At 67.3% G+C, this 16,519-nt stretch carries 14 protein-coding genes; 8 read left to right on the forward strand and 6 right to left on the reverse strand.

Features of this window, described 5'->3' with window-relative positions; all coding sequences use genetic code 11:
- Positions 1 to 121: 121 nt before the first annotated feature.
- The 8 genes from LXM55_RS32025 to LXM55_RS32060 all read left to right on the forward strand — a co-directional run bounded on the left by LXM55_RS32025 (position 122) and on the right by LXM55_RS32060 (position 8,337).
- Positions 122 to 763, forward strand: coding sequence for a DUF1345 domain-containing protein (locus LXM55_RS32025; protein WP_233324154.1), 642 nt, complete (start codon positions 122 to 124; stop codon positions 761 to 763).
- Positions 764 to 1,092: 329 nt separating this feature from the next.
- Positions 1,093 to 2,034, forward strand: coding sequence for a choline ABC transporter substrate-binding protein (locus LXM55_RS32030; RefSeq protein WP_233324155.1), 942 nt, complete (start codon positions 1,093 to 1,095; stop codon positions 2,032 to 2,034).
- A gap of 29 nt (positions 2,035 to 2,063) precedes the next feature.
- Positions 2,064 to 2,996: an alpha/beta hydrolase gene (locus LXM55_RS32035; protein ID WP_233324156.1), complete on the forward strand. Its 933-nt coding sequence runs from the start codon at positions 2,064 to 2,066 to the stop codon at positions 2,994 to 2,996.
- A 156-nt stretch (positions 2,997 to 3,152) separates the two neighbouring features.
- On the forward strand, positions 3,153 to 4,169 hold the full coding sequence (locus LXM55_RS32040; protein ID WP_325169929.1) for a LacI family DNA-binding transcriptional regulator: 1,017 nt from the start codon (positions 3,153 to 3,155) through the stop codon (positions 4,167 to 4,169).
- Positions 4,170 to 4,235: 66 nt separating this feature from the next.
- Entirely contained in the window at positions 4,236 to 5,018 is a 783-nt protein-coding gene (locus tag LXM55_RS32045; RefSeq protein ID WP_233324158.1) for a sugar phosphate isomerase/epimerase family protein, read from the forward strand.
- Complete coding sequence (locus LXM55_RS32050; RefSeq protein WP_233324159.1) at positions 5,011 to 5,973, forward strand: sugar kinase; 963 nt, start codon at positions 5,011 to 5,013, stop codon at positions 5,971 to 5,973. The genes LXM55_RS32045 and LXM55_RS32050 overlap by 8 nt, the downstream gene beginning before the upstream one ends.
- Positions 5,974 to 6,051: 78 nt before the next feature.
- On the forward strand, positions 6,052 to 7,347 hold the full coding sequence (locus LXM55_RS32055) for an MFS transporter (RefSeq protein ID WP_233324160.1): 1,296 nt from the start codon (positions 6,052 to 6,054) through the stop codon (positions 7,345 to 7,347).
- Positions 7,348 to 7,365: 18 nt separating this feature from the next.
- The gene (locus LXM55_RS32060) at positions 7,366 to 8,337 is read left to right on the forward strand and encodes a 2-hydroxyacid dehydrogenase (protein ID WP_233324161.1); all 972 of its coding nucleotides are present in this window, start codon (positions 7,366 to 7,368) and stop codon (positions 8,335 to 8,337) included.
- A gap of 118 nt (positions 8,338 to 8,455) precedes the next feature.
- Here LXM55_RS32060 and LXM55_RS32065 read toward each other — a convergent pair whose 3' ends face one another.
- The 6 genes from LXM55_RS32065 to LXM55_RS32090 form a co-directional block, all read right to left on the reverse strand.
- Complete coding sequence (locus LXM55_RS32065; protein ID WP_233324162.1) at positions 8,456 to 9,160, reverse strand: NAD(P)H-dependent oxidoreductase; 705 nt, start codon at positions 9,158 to 9,160, stop codon at positions 8,456 to 8,458.
- Positions 9,161 to 9,169: 9 nt separating this feature from the next.
- Entirely contained in the window at positions 9,170 to 10,378 is a 1,209-nt protein-coding gene (locus tag LXM55_RS32070; RefSeq protein ID WP_233324163.1) for a pyridoxal phosphate-dependent aminotransferase, read from the reverse strand.
- 27 nt (positions 10,379 to 10,405) lie between these two features.
- The gene (locus tag LXM55_RS32075; protein WP_233324164.1) at positions 10,406 to 12,013 is read right to left on the reverse strand and encodes a 5-guanidino-2-oxopentanoate decarboxylase; all 1,608 of its coding nucleotides are present in this window, start codon (positions 12,011 to 12,013) and stop codon (positions 10,406 to 10,408) included.
- 10 nt (positions 12,014 to 12,023) lie between these two features.
- On the reverse strand, positions 12,024 to 14,123 hold the full coding sequence (locus LXM55_RS32080) for an acetate--CoA ligase family protein (protein ID WP_233324165.1): 2,100 nt from the start codon (positions 14,121 to 14,123) through the stop codon (positions 12,024 to 12,026).
- Positions 14,124 to 14,144: 21 nt separating this feature from the next.
- Positions 14,145 to 15,305: an acyl-CoA dehydrogenase family protein gene (locus LXM55_RS32085; protein WP_233324166.1), complete on the reverse strand. Its 1,161-nt coding sequence runs from the start codon at positions 15,303 to 15,305 to the stop codon at positions 14,145 to 14,147.
- 69 nt (positions 15,306 to 15,374) lie between these two features.
- Positions 15,375 to 16,166 carry an enoyl-CoA hydratase/isomerase family protein gene (locus LXM55_RS32090; RefSeq protein WP_233324167.1) on the reverse strand — a complete coding sequence of 264 codons (792 nt, stop codon included), beginning with the start codon at positions 16,164 to 16,166 and terminating at the stop codon, positions 15,375 to 15,377.
- Between the last annotated feature and the right edge of the window lie 353 nt (positions 16,167 to 16,519).

The raw sequence follows: 16,519 nt of genomic DNA on the forward strand, positions 1-16,519 counted from the left end.
TATGTACCCCATCCCACTCGCCGTAAAGGCGCAACCGCCAGCCGCCACACGCCCAGAACATAACCCCCACCGCCCCACATGCTAATGTTCCCCTCCTTCAGCCCCAACGCCACGAGCCCCCATGTCCGTCGTAATCCGCACCCACCCCCGCTTGACCATCGGCGTACTGATCGGCTGCGCCGTCGGCCTCTTCGCCCCCGCCGCGACCCTCACCAGCAAGATCCTCATCGGCTGGAACGCCGCCGTCTGGACTTACCTGCTGCTGATGTTCTGGCTGACCCTGCGCGCCCGCGCCGACGAGGTGAAGCGCATCGCCGAAGCCGAGGACGAAAACGCCGGGCTGGTGCTGCTCATCGTGTGCATCGCCGCGATCGCCAGCCTGGTGGCAATCACCCTGGAACTGGTCGGCAGCAAGGACCTGGACAGCACCCGGCGGCTGGTCCATTACGCCTTTACCGGATTGACGGTGATCGGTTCCTGGCTGCTGGTCGGGGTGATCTTCAGCCTCCACTACGCGCGCCTGTACTACACCTGGGACGGCCAGGAACCGGCGCTGCGCTTTGCCGAAGGCCCGATCGACCCGGACTACTGGGACTTCCTGTACTTCTCCTTCACCATCGGCGTGGCCGTGCAGACCTCGGACGTCGGTGTCGCTACCCGCGAGCTGCGCAAGATCGTCCTCGCCCAGTCCTTGATCGGCTTTCTGTTCAACACCGCGATCCTCGGCTTTTCCATCAATATCGCCGCCGGGCTGTTCAGCTGAAACTGCACAGAACGTCTAGACCCAAGCCCTGGCACAGGCGCTAACTGCCAGGGTCGAACCTCGCTTTTCAGGTAACCCATGACCGCCGACACCGGCATCGAGGCCCTGCGGTGATCAGTGTGTTCGCCGGCAATAGCACCGAGCGCCAGCTGTTGCTGATCGCGACCTGGATGAGCCTGTGGGCCTGAGCGCGCCCAGGCAGTCGTCACAGTGCAAGAGCCGGTCGCTACAGAGCGTTTTCCGGACCATCAGGGCCACGTAAGGTGACCAGCACGGCGCAACAAGACGCCGCTCTGAACAAAAAGCCACCTGCCGGAAGAGATCCTCTGATGAAAGCACCGTTCAAGCGTTGTTTCCTGGTCCTCTGCGCCGCCGCACTGCTGAGTTCCCCGGCCTGGGCCGCCGAGCCCGCGTCCTGCAAGGCGGTGCGCATGGGCGTGGTCAACTGGACCGATGTGATCGCCACCAGCGCCATGGCCGACGTGCTGCTGGGCGACCTGGGCTACGACAGCAAGCAGACCAGCGCCGTGCAGCAGATCATCTTCGCCGGCATCCGCGACAAGCGCCTGGACATCTTCCTCGGCTACTGGAAGCCGGCCATGGACCAGAACATCGCGCCGTTCCTCGAGGCCGGGCAGGTCAAGGTCATGGCCCAGCCCAGCCTGGCCGATGCCCAGGCGACCCTGGCGGTGCCGGACTACGTGGCCCAAGCGGGCCTGAAGACCTTCGCCGACATTGCCCGTTTCAAGGACCAACTGGGGGGCAAGCTCTACGGCATCGAACCCGGCAGCGGCGCCAATACCACGATCAAGACCATGATCGAGACCAACCATTTCGGCCTCAAGGGCTTCAAGCTGATCGAATCCGGCGAGGCCGGGATGCTGGCGGCGGTGCAGCGGGCGATCAACCGCAAGGAATTCGTGGTGTTCGTCGGCTGGACCCCGCACCCGATGAACATCAACATGGCCATCACCTACCTCACCGGCAGCGAAGACGTGTACGGCCCCAACGAGGGGGCGGCCACGGTCTCCACGGTGACCGCGCCGGACTACGCCGAGCGCTGCCCCAATGTGTATCGACTGCTGCAGAACCTGAGCTTCAGCGCGGCCCAGGAAAGCCAGCTGATGGTGCCGATCATGCAGCGCAAGACGCCTCAGGACGTGGCTCGGCAATGGCTGCGCGAACACCCCGAAGACTTGCAGCGCTGGCTGACAGGAGTCACCACCTTCGACGGCGGCGATGGCGTGGCCGCGGTCAAAGCGAAGCTGTAACCGCCCGCTCCCACACGGCAGGACTGTCCATGAGCCCTTACCCGCTTTCTGCCGAACTGGCGGCCTTTGTCCAGCGCACCCTGAGCTACACCAGCGCCGACAGCAGCGTCCAGGCCCTGCGCGACAGCTATGAGCGCATGTGCCGGGATTTCACGCCGGTCCGTGCGCCCGGCCTCGCGGTGCATGAACGGCAACTGGCCGGGGTGCCGCTGCGTTTCTATCACCCGGACCGCGCCGCACCGGAAGGCGGCTGGCCCTGGCTGCTGTACCTGCACGGTGGCGGCTGGGTGCTGGGCAGCCTGGACTCCCACGATTTCATCACCGCCCACCTGGCCAGCGAACTGCAGGTACTGGTGATCGCGGTGGACTACCGGCTGGCCCCGGAGCATCCGTTCCCGGCCGCCTTCGACGATTGCCTGGCGGTCTGGCGCGCCCTGGAGCAGGGCCTGGGCCCCGCGCCGCTGGATCGCCGCCGTCGGCTGGTGATGGGCGACAGCGCCGGGGGCAACCTGGCCGCGGCCCTGTGCCTGGCGCTGCGGGATGCCGGTGACCCCTTGCCCGCCGCCCAGGTGCTGGTCTATCCCGGGCTGGGCGGCGGCGCCGATCTGCCTTCGCGCAGCCAGTGCGCCGACGCGCCCCTGCTCAGCCGCAGCGACCTGGACGGGTTCCAGGCGCTGTACCTGCCGCGGCCCGAACAACCGTCGCCCTATGCCTGGCCGCTTCAGGCCGGGGACTTCAGTCATCTGCCGACGGCCTTTATCGCCCTGGCACAGTTCGACCCCCTGCGTGATGACGGCCAGTGCTATCACCAGCGCCTGCTGCACGCCGGCGTCACCAGCCAGCTGTACCCGGGCCTGGGCCTGGTGCACGGTTGCCTGCGGGCCAGAGGGTTGGCGGCGGAAGTCGATGAACTGTATGACGCCCTACTGCGGGCCCTGCGCCAGTGCCTCGAGCAGCCCTGAGCCCCTACCGTTGGTCAGCCACCTTCAGCCCTGTTGCAAATTTATCGACGTTTCGCCCTTGACGGCAGAATGGGTTTTGCGGTTTCCTGAAACCGGTTTCAGCACCGTACTCGGAAGGACTGCAAACCGATAATTCCAAGAATAAGGTCGCCGCCCGTGAATCAGTTTTCCGCCGCCCAGCGCAGCCGCGTCACCATGCTCGATGTCGCCCGTCATGCCGGAGTGTCCAAGGCCAGCGTGTCGCGTTTCATCGGCGAGGACCGGGCCCTGCTCTCCGATGCCATTGCCCTGCGCATCGAGCAAGCCATCAGCGCCCTGGGCTACCGCCCGAACCAGATGGCCCGTGGCCTGAAACGCGGGCGCACGCGCCTGATCGGCATGCTGGTGGCCGACATCCGCAACCCCTATTCGATTGCCGTGATGCACGGCGTGGAAACCGCCTGCCGCCAGCACGGCTACAGCCTGGTGGTGTGCAACACCGACCGCGACGACGCGCAGGAAGCCCGGCACCTGGCCAACCTGCGGGCCTACAACATCGAAGGCCTGATCGTGAACACCCTGGGCCACCACCTGGAACAGTTGCAGCAATTGCAGGAAGAAATGCCCATGGTCCTGGTGGACCGCAAGCTGTCGCAGTTGCAGGCCGACCTGGTCGGCCTGGACAACCCGGCGGCGGTGCGCGGCGCCGTCGAGCACCTGGAGCAACAGGGTTACCGCGACCTGCTGCTGGTCAGCGAACCCCATGACGGCACCAGCTCGCGGCTGGAGCGCAGCACCAGTTTCCAGGCCGAGATCGAGCGCCGCCCGGCCTTGCGCGGCCAACTGCTGGAAACCGGCCCGCGCCTGGCCAGCCAGCTGCAAGCCTTCCTCGCCGCCCCCGGCCCCGGGCCCAAGGCGCTGTTCTGCGCCAACGGCGTGGCCACCCTGGCCGCCACCCGCGCCCTGCGTGAACTCAATTGCCCGCTGTTCGAGGGCGTCGGCCTGATCGCCCTCGACGACCTCGACTGGTTGCCCCTGGTCGGCAGCGGCATCAGCGCCCTGGCCCAGCCCACCGAAGCCATAGGCACCAGCGCCTTCGAATGCCTGCTCAAGCGCTTGCGCGGCGACCAGGCGCCGCCGCGGGTGCTGGACTTCGCGGCGCAGTTGATCGTGCGCGGCTCCACCCAGCGGTAACAGCGAGGGCAAGCCCCCGCGCGCTTTTCTCGAACAAAAATGAAACCGGTTTCAGAGGTCAGAAACATGCAGCAATCCCCCGTATCCATCAGTTTGTCCAGCTACGGCGCGGACCTTGTGCGCGAGCACGGGCAGGCGCATTTCATTCCCCTGGTGGCCGCCGCCGGCGCGTCCTGCATCGAATGGCGCGAAGAACTGCTGACCCACGAGCAGCCTGGCGAACTGGCCCGCAGCGCCGAGGAACACGGCCTGGAAAGCGTGTTTTCCTCGCCCCTGGAGCTGTGGCAGGCCGAGCGCAGCGAGCCCAACGCCGAGCTGTGCGCCACCCTGCAACGGGCCCGGGCGTTTGGCGCCAAGCGCCTCAAGGTGTCCCTCGGGCACTTCACCGCGCACCACGACCTGCACAGCCTGGCCAGCCTGCTTGAGCGCCAGCCGCTGGACCTGCTGGTGGAGAACGACCAGACAGAACACGGTGGGCGCATCGAACCGTTCCAGCGTTTTTTCAGCGCCGTGGCGGCGCAAAACCTGCCGCTGCGCATGACCTTCGACATCGGCAACTGGCAATGGCAGGCGCAATCGGCGCTCGACGCCGCGCGCCTGCTAGGCCGGCACGTGGCCTATGTGCACTGCAAGGCGGTGCACCTGCGCGCCGACGGCAAACGGGTGGCCCTACCGCCGGGCGCCCCGCAGCTGCAGCAGTGGGAACAACTGTTGCGGCACATGACCCAAGGCATTACCCGGGCCGTGGAATACCCCCTGCAAGGCGCCGACCTGCTGCAGGTCACCGCCGAACAGGTCGCACTGCTGGCCTGCCTCGGCCAGTCGCGACTGGAGCCTGCCCATGTCTGAGATCGATATCCTGTCCTTCGGTGAAACCATGGCGATGTTCGTCGCCGAACACAGCGGCGACCTGGCCCGGGTCGAGCACTTCCACAAACGCATCGCCGGCGCCGACAGCAACGTCGCCATCGGCCTGGCGCGCCTGGGCTTCAAGGTGGCCTGGCTGAGCCGGGTGGGCAACGATTCCCTCGGGCGCTTCGTGCTCGACACCTTGCAGGCCGAGGGCCTGGACTGCCGCTTCGTGCGTCGCGACCCGCAGCACCCCACGGGTTTTCAGCTCAAGTCCCGGGAAGAAACCGGCGACGACCCGCGGGTCGAGTATTTCCGCCGCGGCTCGGCGGCCAGCCACCTGGCCATCAGCGACCTCGACCCGGCGCTGCTGCAGGCCCGCCACCTGCACGCCACCGGCATTCCCCCAGCGCTGTCGGACTCGGCCCGAGAATTGTCCACCTACCTGATGCAGACCCAGCGCGCCGCCGGGCATAGCGTGTCGTTCGACCCTAACCTGCGCCCGGGCCTGTGGCCCAGCGAAGCGGTGATGATCCGCGAGATCAACCGCCTGGCGGCCCTGGCCCACTGGGTGCTGCCGGGGCTGAGCGAAGGCCGCCTGCTCAGCGGCCGTGACGACCCGGCGGACATCGCCGCGTTCTACCTGGACCAGGGCGCCGAAGCCGTGGTGATCAAGCTCGGCGCCCACGGTGCCTATTACCGCACCCAGCTGGATGCCGGCTTCGTCGACGGCGTGCCGGTGGCCCAGGTGGTGGACACCGTGGGCGCCGGCGATGCCTTCGCCGTGGGCCTGATCAGCGCCCTGCTGGAAAGCCGCGGCATCGTCGAAGCGGTGCAACGCGCCAACTGGATCGGCAGCCGCGCGGTCCAGAGCCGCGGCGACATGGAAGGCCTGCCCCGACGCCACGAACTGCCGGACCACACACCCAGCCTGAAAACCGCCAACGCCCTGTAGGCGCCGGCATCGCGCACCTCCAAACGAAAACCCAGAACCACCTGTTGCGACAAAAACAACAAGCTCAGGAGAACTTTCATGGACACGCTCAAATTCGCCACCCGCCGCTGGTGGTACATCATGCCGATTGTCTTCATCACCTACAGCCTGGCCTACCTGGACCGCGCCAACTACGGGTTCGCCGCGGCCTCGGGCATGGCCGAAGACCTGCAGATCACGCCCGGCCTGTCATCGCTGCTGGGGGCGCTGTTCTTCCTCGGCTATTTCTTCTTCCAGGTGCCGGGGGCGATCTACGCGCAAAAACGCAGCGTGAAAAAGCTGATCTTCGTCAGCCTGATCCTCTGGGGCGGCCTGGCCACCCTCACCGGGATCGTCGCCAACGCCTACATGCTGATCGCCATCCGCTTTCTGCTCGGGGTGGTGGAAGCGGCGGTAATGCCGGCGATGCTGGTGTACCTGTGCCACTGGTTCACCCGCGCCGAACGCTCGCGGGCCAACACCTTCCTGATCCTCGGCAACCCGGTGACCATGCTCTGGATGTCGGTGGTCTCGGGCTACCTGGTGCAGCACTTCAGCTGGCGCTGGATGTTCATCATCGAAGGCCTGCCGGCGGTGCTCTGGGCCTTTATCTGGTGGCGCCTGGCCGATGACCGGCCCAGCCAGGCGCAGTGGCTCAGCGAAGCGGAAAAACACCACCTGGAAAGCGCCCTGGCCGCCGAACAGCAAGGGATCAAGGCGGTGAAGAACTACGCCGAGGCCTTTCGCTCGCCCAAGGTGATCATCCTCGCGCTGCAATTCTTCTGCTGGAGCATCGGCGTCTACGGGTTCGTGCTGTGGCTGCCGTCGATCCTCAAGCACGGCGCGCAGATGGACATGGTCGAAGCCGGCTGGCTCTCGGCGCTGCCCTACCTGGCGGCGGTGATCGCCATGCTCGCGGTGTCCTGGGGCTCGGACCGCACGCAGAAGCGCAAGCGCTTCGTCTGGCCGCCGCTGCTGGTGGCGGCCATCGCCTTCTATGCCTCCTACCTGCTGGGTGCCGAGCACTTCTGGTGGTCCTACGGCCTGCTGGTGATCGCCGGGGCCTGCATGTATGCGCCCTACGGGCCGTTCTTCGCCATCGTTCCGGAGATTCTCCCGGCCAACGTGGCCGGCGGCGCCATGGCGCTGATCAACAGCATGGGCGCGCTGGGCTCCTTCGGCGGCTCCTACCTGGTGGGCTACCTGAACAGCGCCACCGGCTCCCCCGGCGCTTCCTACCTGCTGATGAGCGGCGCGCTGCTGCTCTCGGTGCTGCTGACCCTGTTGCTCAAACCCGGCGCCAACCAGCCGCAGGCCAAGGCCCTGCCCCTGCGTCGACGCCTGGCTCACCCTTGAATCGGCTTGGAAACCCTCATGAAAAAACACCTGGTGCTGTACAAGAAACTCTCACCGAGCCTGATGGCCCGCCTGCAGGAGCAGGCGCAAGTCACCCTGATCGACAGCCTCGACGCTGCGGGGCTGAATGCCCTGCGCCAGGCCCTGCCCAGCGCCGACGGGCTGCTCGGCGCCAGCCTGCGCCTGGATGCCGAACTGCTCGACCTGGCGCCCCGGCTGCGGGCGGTGGCCAGCGTGTCGGTGGGGGTCGACAACTACGACATCGACTACCTGACCCGGCGCCGCATCCTGCTCAGCAACACCCCCGACGTGCTCACCGAAACCACCGCCGACACCGGCTTCGCGCTGATCCTGGCGACCGCCCGGCGGGTGGTGGAGCTGGCCAACCTGGTGCGCGCCGGGCAATGGCAGCGCAACATCGGGCCGGCGCACTTTGGCACGGATGTTCACGGCAAGACCCTGGGCATCATCGGCATGGGGCGCATCGGCGAAGCCCTGGCCCAGCGTGGGCATTTCGGTTTCGGCATGCCGCTGATCTACCACAGCACCCGGCCCAAGCCCGCGGTGGAACAACGCTTCAACGCGCAGTACCGGAGCCTGGAGCAATTGCTCCAAGAGGCTGACTTCATCTGCCTGACCCTGCCCCTGACCGAACACACCCAGGGCCTGATCGGCGCCCGTGAGTTCGCCCTGATGCGCCCCGAGAGCATCTTCATCAACATTTCCCGGGGCAAGGTGGTGGATGAAGCGGCGCTGATCGACGCCCTGCAAACGCGGCGGATCCGTGGCGCCGGGCTCGACGTGTTCGAACGCGAGCCCCTGGGCCACGACTCCCCGCTGCTGCAGCTGCCCAACGTCGTGGCCACCCCGCACATCGGCTCGGCCACCCACGAAACCCGCGAAGCCATGGCCCGTTGCGCGGTGGACAACCTGCTGGCGGCCCTGGCCGGCCAGCGCCCACCAAACCTGGTCAACCCCGCCGCGCTCTAACCCTGCTAACCCTGCTAACCCTGCAAACCCTGCGAACCCTGTAGCCGCTGCCGAGCCTCTGGCGAGGCTGCGCGAAGGTCCGCAGGACCTTGCTTGGCAATCCCCCGCCAAACACGGGCTACAGCGACCGTGGATACAAGGCGTCGTCGAACTGCTCCAGCCGCGGGAAGACCAAGGGCTGGTCATCCGCCAGGTGCTGCAGGCGCTGCCGGTAGCGGTGCAAAAATTCCTCGCGGGCCTCCTGGCTGATGTAGGGCACGTGCCAGGCCACGAACGGTTCCAGCACGTCGCAGCCGACATAGGCCAACGTGCCGCGCAGCAGCGGGCGCAGCATGTCCTCCAGCGGGCCGTGGATCGCGCCTTCGCCAAACATGTGCTCGCGCCCGCCCAGGGTCAGGGTCACCAGGGCTTTCTTGCCCGCCAGCCCGCCCTGGTCATAGAAGCGCTTGCCGCCATAACACACCCCCGACACCAGCACCCGGTCGATCCAGCCCTTGAGCATGGCCGGCACCGAGAACCAAAACACCGGGAAATTCAGGATCAGCAGGTCGGCCCACAGCAGCTTGTCCAGCTCGCCCTGGATGTCGGCGGCGATGCTCTGGTTCTTCACCCCCAGGCGTTGCTCCAGGGCGTACACCAGGTACTCCGGGTTGTCCCGGGCGGCGAAATCCGCGGCGCTGGCCACCGGGTTCCAGTTCATGACGTACAAATCGCTGACCTGCACCTGATGCCCCTGGGCCTCCAGGGTGCTGCGGGCCTGGTCGCGCAGGGCGGCGGTGAAGGATTGCGGTTCGGGGTGGGCGTGAACGATCAGTACCTTCATGAAGACTCCTCAAACGGTGGGCAAAGTGGCAGGGGCAACGCGGCGGCTCAGGCAGTGTTCGGCACACAGGGCGATGCGCCGGCAGGCTTCGCGCAAGTCCTCGGGCTGCAGCACCAGCCCCAGGCGGATATGCCCGGCGGCGCTGGGGCCGAAGGCTTCGCCGGCCAGCACCGAAACGCCCTGCTCGTCCAGCAGGCGTTCGCTGAAGGCCTGGGCGCTGAGCCCGGTGGCGCGAATGTCGACCATGACGAACATGCCGCCATCCGGCTTCAACGGCCGGGCGCCGGGGCAATCGGCCAGGCAGTCGCAGACCAGATCCCGGCGCTGGCGGTAGGCTTCGGCCATGTCCCGCAACTGCGGCAAGGGTTGCTCCAGGGCCACGATGGCGGCGTCCTGGATGAATTCCGGCGAGCCGTAGAGCATGCACAGGGCGAGGTTTTCCAGGTGCGCGGCCAAGGCTGCCGGCGCCACCACCCAGCCCAGGCGCCAGCCGGTCATGGCGTGGGACTTGGACAGGCTGTTGAGGGTCGCGGTGCGCTCGGCCATGCCCGGCAGGCTGGCCGGGCTGACATGCTCGCCCTCGTACAGCAGTTCGCTGTAGACCTCATCGCAGATCAGCCACAGGTCATGCTCGATGCAGAGCGCCGCCAGGGCCTCCCAGGTGGCCCGGGGAATGCTCGCGCCGCTGGGGTTGTGCGGGCTGTTGAGCACCAGGGCCCGGGTCTTGCCGGTGATGCGCGCGGCCACCGCCTCGGGCCGCACCCGGAAACCGTCCTCGGCGGCTACCGGCAGCGGCACCACCCGGGCATTGCAGGCGCCGAACACCGCTTCATAGGTGACGTACATCGGCTCGGCCACTATCACTTCGTCACCCGGGTCCAGCAGGCACTGGGCCACGCTGTACAGGGCGCACTGCGCGCCAGCCAGCACCACCACCTGCTCGGCACTGACCACCTGCCCGCAGCGCTGTTGGTGATGGCCGGCAATGGCCTCGCGCAAGGCGCGCTTGCCGCGCACGTCGGCGTAATGGGTGTGGCCGGCCTGCAGGCTGTCGATGGCGGCCTGGACGATAGGCTGGGGGGTGTCGAAATCCGGGTCGCCCACCGACAGCAACCAGACCTGCTCGCCACGTTCGCGCTTGGCCAGGGCCCGGTAGTGAATGTCCCAGGCGGCGGCGCCGTCTCCGGCAATACGTTGGGTCAGTTGAGAAAAGCGCATGCTCAAGCTCCAGGCAAAAAGGAAGGGTCAGCGCGCACAGGCGTGCTTGAGTTCGATCAGGCTCACGCCGTTGCGGGCAAAGCCGTCGCGCAGTGCCTGCTGCAACTCGTCGAGGCTCGCGGGCTGGCTGACGCTGCAACCAAAGGCCCGGGCCAGGGCGGCAAAATCCGGATTGCGCGGCAGCACGCCGATCGGTTCGATGTTCAGGTCGAGCATGTCGTCGCGGATCTGCCCCAGGGCGTCGTTGTTCCACAGCAGCACCACCAGCGGGCTGTCCAGCTCCTCCACCGCCGTGGCCAGTTCCTGCACGGTGTAGAGAAAACCGCCGTCGCCCACCAGCACCAGCCCGGGACGCTCGGGGGCGCCGAGCTTGGCACCGATGCCCGCCGGCAAGCCGTAGCCCAGGGTGCCGTAGCCGGTGGGATGCAACCAGCTGCGGGTGGCTCGGCTGGGGTACAGGTAGTTGCCGCTGTAGGCCAGCTGGGTCATGTCGCTGGCGATAAAGCCGTGTTCCGGCAGCTCGGCGGCAATGCGTTGCAGGATCGAACGGTGGATCTGCTGCAAGGGCCCCTGCCCGTTCTGCACCGCCTGGCGCAGGTCGGCCACCGCGTGAATCGCCGCCCCGGCTTCCACCGGTGCATGTGCCAAGGCCTGCAGCAAGGCATCCAGGGTGGCGCGGGCATCGCCGTGCAAGGCCACCGCACACGGATAGAAGTCATTGAACTTGCGCGGGTCGATGTCCAGCCGCAGCAGCTCGCCGTTCAGCGGCAAGCGTTCGCGCCAGTAGTCGGTGTCGGCCATCTCGGTGCCCACTGCCAGCACCACATCGGCCTGGCTGATCAACTGCCAGCCGGGCTCAACGCACAGGGTCGCCCCGGCATTGAGCGGCGCCTCGTCCGGCAGCAGGCCCTTGCCGGCGACGCTGCTGAAAAACACCGCGCCCAGGCGCGTGCTCAAGGCTCGCAACTGCTCGGCCGCGTGCAGCGCGCCGCCGCCGGCAATGATCATCGGCCGCTTGGCGCGGCGCAGTGTGTCGGCCGCCTGCTGGATATCCGCCGCCGCGGCCGGGCCACGGGCGGGACGCCGGCGCACCTCAGCGGTCCAGTCCCGGGCGACCCTGGCCGCCAATACATCCAGGGGCACGCTGATGTGCACCGGGCGCGGGCGCTCGCTGTCGAACACGGCAAAGGCCCGGGCGATCAGCTCCGGCAGGTCTTCCGGGCTCAGGGCCAGGGCCGAGAACGCGGTGATTGGCGCGGTAATGGCGCGCTGGTCCTGGGTTTCATGCAGCGAGCCGCAGCCCTTGCCCAAGCTGGCGCTGTGGTTGACGCTGGAAATCACCAGCAGCGGAATCGAGTCGGCGTACGCCTGGCCGATCGGCGTGGCGACGTTGGTCACCCCCGGTCCGCTGATGACGAAACACACCCCGGGCTTGCCGCTGACCCGGGCGTAACCGTCGGCCATGAATCCCGCGCCCTGCTCATGCCGGGTCAGCACATGGCGGATGTCGCTGCCGGGCAGGCCGCGGTACAGCTCCAGGGTGTGCACCCCGGGAATGCCGAACACCGTGTCGACGCCGTAGCCGGCCAGCAGGCGCACCAGGGCCTGGCCACCGGTCAAGGTCTGATCGTGCATGTCTCTCTCCTCAAGCCTGGCCAAGGCGAATCAACGCATCGACCGCGACGGTGCCCTGGGCACCGACCAACAATGGGTTCACATCCAGCTCCAGCAATTGCCCGGCGTGTTCGCAGGCGTAGTCCGCCACCGCGCCGATGGCCGCCACCAGCGCATCAAGATCAGCCAGCGGGCGCCCGCGAAAACCCTGCAGCAAGGCGGCGCTGCGCAGGCTGAGCACGGCCTGGCGGATCGCCCCTTCGGTGGTCGGCAGCAGCAGGCTGCGGCTGTCCTTGAGCAACTCCACCAGCACCCCGCCGGCACCGATCACCAGGGCCAGGCCGAAATCGTTCTCGCGCTTGATGCCGACAATCAGCTCCGCCAGGGGCGGCGCGGCCATGGGCTCCAGCAACACCCGCTCAAAAGCCACCCCGGGCGCATGCTCGGCGATCCGCGTGCGCATCTGGCGCAGTGCTGCGCTCAGGGCTTCAGGGTCCTTGAGGTTCAGGGCCACCGCCCCGGCCTCGGTCTTGTGCGGCAACTGCGCGCTGACCGCCTTGAGCACCAGCGGATAACCCACAGCAGCCGCCGCGCTCAGGGCTTGCTCGGGGCTGCTCAGCACCCCGTCCGGGATGCTCAGGCCGAAGCCGCGCAAGGCCTGCTTGGACTGCCACTCGTCCAGCAGCACGCCGCTGCCATGCAGAGCCTGCGGGCACAACGGCACCAGGACCGATTCGCCCAGGGCCAGCAACGCCGGACGCCGCTGCTGATAGGCGACGATCCGGCCCCAGGCCGCCAGGCCATCCTCCACCCCTTGCAAGGCGGGAATCCCATGGGCATGCAGACGCTCGCGGGCGCTGGCCGGCAGCAGCTCGGGAAAGGCCGAGGTGACAAAACCGCGCTGGCCGTGGCGTTGCAGCGCCGCGCAGAACAGCTCCAGCAGCAGGTCGCATTCCTTGCGCTCGCCAGTGAACTCGGCCGGGTAATCCAGCACCAGCATGGCGCTGTCGGCCTGGGTGCGCAGGGCGCTGTCGAGCATGGCTTGCAAGGCCTGGGCGTCGCCCCAGATGGCGGTGGTGAAGTCCAGCGGGTTGACCAGATTGGCGTAGCCGGGCAGCACCTGGGCCAGCTCGGCGCATTGGCCGGCATCCAGCTTGGGCAACTGCAAGCCGTTGCGCTCGGCGTAGTCGGCGATCAACCCGGCATCGCCCCCGGAACAGGCCAGGGCCATCAGCTGCGGCCCGGCCGGCAACTGCCCGCAGGAGGCGGCCTTCAAGGTCTCGACAAAACTCACCGGGCCGCTGACCCGGATCACCCCCAGGCGCTGGAACAACGCGTCGTACAGCGCGTCCGATCCCGACAGCGAACTGGTGTGACTCAAGGCCAGCTCGGCGCCGATCTGCGACACCCCGGTTTTCAGGGCGATGATCGGAATGCCCTTCTCCAGGGCCTTGTGCGCCGCCCGGGCAAAACCCGGCACATTCTTCAGGCCCTCCAGGTGCAGGCCGATGGCCGTGACCCGTGGCTCGTCCAGCAGCACATCCATCAGCTCGGCAATGCCCAACTGCGCCTGATTACCCACCGAGGCCATGTAGGCCACCGGCAGCGAGCGGTCGCTCATGGACAGGTTGTAGGCAAAGTTGCCGCTCTGGGTCAGCACCGCCACGCCCCGCTCCACCGGCTTGCCGCCATGGGCCACCGGCCACAGCGCGGCGCTGTGCAGGTAGTCCAGCAGGCCGTAGCAGTTGGGGCCCAGCAGCGCCATGTCGCCGGCGGCCGCAAGCAGTTGCTGTTGCAGGGCCTGGCCCTGGGCGCCGGTTTCGGCAAAGCCCGAGGCGTAGCAGATCGCCCCGCCCGCGCCCTTGACCGCCAGTTCCCCGACGCAAGTCAGGGTCAGCTCGCGGTTGGTGGCGACGAACACCGCGTCCGGGCCGCAGGGCAGTTGGTCGATGCTGGCCACGCAGGGCACGCCATCGAGCTCGGTATGCTGCGGGTTGACCAGCCACATGGGCCCGGCAAACCCGCCTTCGGCGCAGCGCTTGAGGGCCCGGGCCATGCTGCGCCCGCCGACGAAAGCCAGATGCCGGGGGGCCAGCAGGCGCTTGAGGTTGTCACGAAGAGTCTGGGACATGACGGCAGTTCTCCAGGGCGCTCAGCGCATCAGCGGCCGCAGCAGTTCACGGGAAATGATGTGGCGCTGGATCTCCGACGTGCCCTCCCAGATCCGCTCGATCCGCGCGTTGCGCCAGATGCGTTCCACCGGACCTTCGTCCATCAGGCCCATGCCGCCGTAGATCTGCACCGCCTCGTCGGCCACCCGGCCCAGCACTTCACTGGCGAACAGCTTGGCCATGCCGGCCTCGCCGTCGGTCATGCTGCCCTGGTCCATCTTCCAGGCGGTGTGCAGGGTCAGCAGTTCAGCGGCGCGGATCTGCGTGGCCATGTCCGCCAGCTTGAACGACACCCCCTGGTAGCTGCCGATGGCCTGGCCGAACTGCTTGCGGTCCGCCGCCCATTGCAGGGAGGCATCCAGCGCCCGTTGCGCCTGCCCCACGCAGTTGGCGGCGACCATCACCCGCCCGGCGGTGAGCCAGGCGTTGGCCACTTCCCAGCCCTTGCCCACCTCCCCCAGCACCTTGTTGGCCGGCACCCGGCAGTCGTCGAAGAACATCTCGAAGGTGTGGTAGCCACGGTTGCTCACGCACTTGGGGCCACGGCGGATGGTCAGGCCCGGGGTGTCGCGGTCCACCAGGAACGCGGTCACCGCGTTGCGCGGGCGGCCGTTGTGCTCATAGGTGCCGGTGACCGCGAAGACGATGGCGAAATCCGCGTGCCCGGCGTGGCTGATGAAGTGCTTGCTGCCGTTGAGCACGAAGTCGCCAGCGTCACGCACGGCGCGGGTCTTGATCGCATTGGCATCGGAACCGGCGCCGGGTTCGGTCAGCGCAAAGCAGTCGACCTTGCGCCCCTGCACGCAGGGCAGCAGGTAGTCGCCGATCTGCGAGCCGGTGCAGGCCATGAGGATCTTCGACGGCCGGGCAACGAACACGTGCAAGGCCCAGGAACACTTGGCCAGCTCGCGCTCGATCAGCGCCTGGGACAGGTAATCCAGGCCACCGCCGCCCACCTCCTCCGGCATGTTGAAGGCATAGAAACCGGCGGCGATGGCCTTGCTGCGGATCTCCCCGGCGAGGTCGGCGCTGACCTCATCGGCGCGGTCCACCGCCTCTTCGTGGGGCAGCAACTCCTTGCTGACAAAACTGCGAACCGCGTCCACCAGCATTTCTTGTTCTTGGCTGAGTTGGAAATTCATGGCGCTACCTGTGAATGAGTGACGGTGTAAAAACCCGGTGATGGCTGTTGTGCGGGCGGCGGGCCGCGCCTACCGCCCCTGGAAACGTGGGGGACGTTTTTCCGTGGCGGCGCGCAAGGCTTCGGCGCCGTCGGCGCTGCGCCCACACAGCAGGCCGGCGGCCAGCTCGGCCTCAAGCTGTTGCGCCAGGCTGCGCTCGGCGCCTTCGCGCAGCAGTTTCTTGGTCTGGGCAAAGGCGAAGGTCGGGCCCGCCGCCAAACGCGCCGCCAGCTCGCCGACGTTGCCGATCAGTTGCTCGTCGGCGCACACCTCGCCGACCAAGCCGGCGGCCAGGGCCCGCTCGGCGCTCCACAACTCATCGAGAAACAGCAGGCGCTTGGCCTGTTCGCTGCCGATCAGGCGCGGCAAGTGCCAGCTGGCCCCGGCGTCTGGCGAGTAGGCCATGCTGGTGTAGCCGGCCTTGAACCGCGCCGACTGCGCCGCCACCCGCAGGTCGCAGCACAGGCTCAAGTCCATGCCGGCGCCCACGGCGGTGCCGTTGATGGCGGCGACGGTGGGTTTGTCCAGGCTGTGCAGGCGGGTCATCAAGGCGTGGGCGGTTTCGGTCCAGCCGTAGCTTTCCAGGGCGCCGCGGGCTTCGGCTTCGGCCCATTCCGCCAGGTCGGCCCCGGCGCAGAAACTGCGACCGCTGCCGGTCAGCACCACGGCCCGGACGCTGGGGTCGCTGTTGCAGGTTTCCAGCAGGCGGTGCAGTGCCTTGAGGCTGGGGATGTCCAGGGCGTTGCGTTGCGCCGGGCGGTTGAGGGTGATCCAGGCTACGCCGGCTTCGATCCGGCTGAGCAGCGACGATGAAGGGGTCATGGGCGTCCTCGAATTATTGTGGTTGGCGTGAGGGGGTGGCTTGAGGGGAATACTAAACGAGTGTTCAACAAGGCGGCAATTGGTGAAGCCGGGGGGTCTTTTGGGTTGGTTGATTGAGGTATCTGCTTGTTTTTATTGGGCAAAGGCCCAGGTTTTGAGGGTGGTGGCGCGGAGGTTGTTACAACTTCGAACAAGCCTCGACAAAAGTGCGATTGGGGGGAGGTTGTAGATTCTGAGTTCGTGGTTTGTGTGTGTGTGTGTGTGTACATATCCGTTGCTGCGGGTGTGGCGGCTGGCGGTTTCGCTCTTACAGCGACTCACTTTGGAAAAGCCCCAAAGTAAGCAAAGGGCTC

Origin of the sequence: Pseudomonas sp. Au-Pse12, assembly GCF_021341665.1 — a bacterium.
Lineage (GTDB): Bacteria > Pseudomonadota > Gammaproteobacteria > Pseudomonadales > Pseudomonadaceae > Aquipseudomonas.

Coding starts and splice junctions, on each gene's coding strand:
- LXM55_RS32075 (WP_233324164.1), bottom strand. CDS start 12,013: ATGCACGATCAGACCTTGACCGGTGGCCAGGCCCTGGTGCGCCTGCTG.
- LXM55_RS32060 (WP_233324161.1), top strand. CDS start 7,366: ATGAAAAAACACCTGGTGCTGTACAAGAAACTCTCACCGAGCCTGATG.
- LXM55_RS32025 (WP_233324154.1), top strand. CDS start 122: ATGTCCGTCGTAATCCGCACCCACCCCCGCTTGACCATCGGCGTACTG.
- LXM55_RS32065 (WP_233324162.1), bottom strand. CDS start 9,160: ATGAAGGTACTGATCGTTCACGCCCACCCCGAACCGCAATCCTTCACC.
- LXM55_RS32045 (WP_233324158.1), top strand. CDS start 4,236: ATGCAGCAATCCCCCGTATCCATCAGTTTGTCCAGCTACGGCGCGGAC.
- LXM55_RS32055 (WP_233324160.1), top strand. CDS start 6,052: ATGGACACGCTCAAATTCGCCACCCGCCGCTGGTGGTACATCATGCCG.
- LXM55_RS32085 (WP_233324166.1), bottom strand. CDS start 15,305: ATGAATTTCCAACTCAGCCAAGAACAAGAAATGCTGGTGGACGCGGTT.
- LXM55_RS32050 (WP_233324159.1), top strand. CDS start 5,011: ATGTCTGAGATCGATATCCTGTCCTTCGGTGAAACCATGGCGATGTTC.
- LXM55_RS32070 (WP_233324163.1), bottom strand. CDS start 10,378: ATGCGCTTTTCTCAACTGACCCAACGTATTGCCGGAGACGGCGCCGCC.
- LXM55_RS32030 (WP_233324155.1), top strand. CDS start 1,093: ATGAAAGCACCGTTCAAGCGTTGTTTCCTGGTCCTCTGCGCCGCCGCA.
- LXM55_RS32035 (WP_233324156.1), top strand. CDS start 2,064: ATGAGCCCTTACCCGCTTTCTGCCGAACTGGCGGCCTTTGTCCAGCGC.
- LXM55_RS32090 (WP_233324167.1), bottom strand. CDS start 16,166: ATGACCCCTTCATCGTCGCTGCTCAGCCGGATCGAAGCCGGCGTAGCC.
- LXM55_RS32080 (WP_233324165.1), bottom strand. CDS start 14,123: ATGTCCCAGACTCTTCGTGACAACCTCAAGCGCCTGCTGGCCCCCCGG.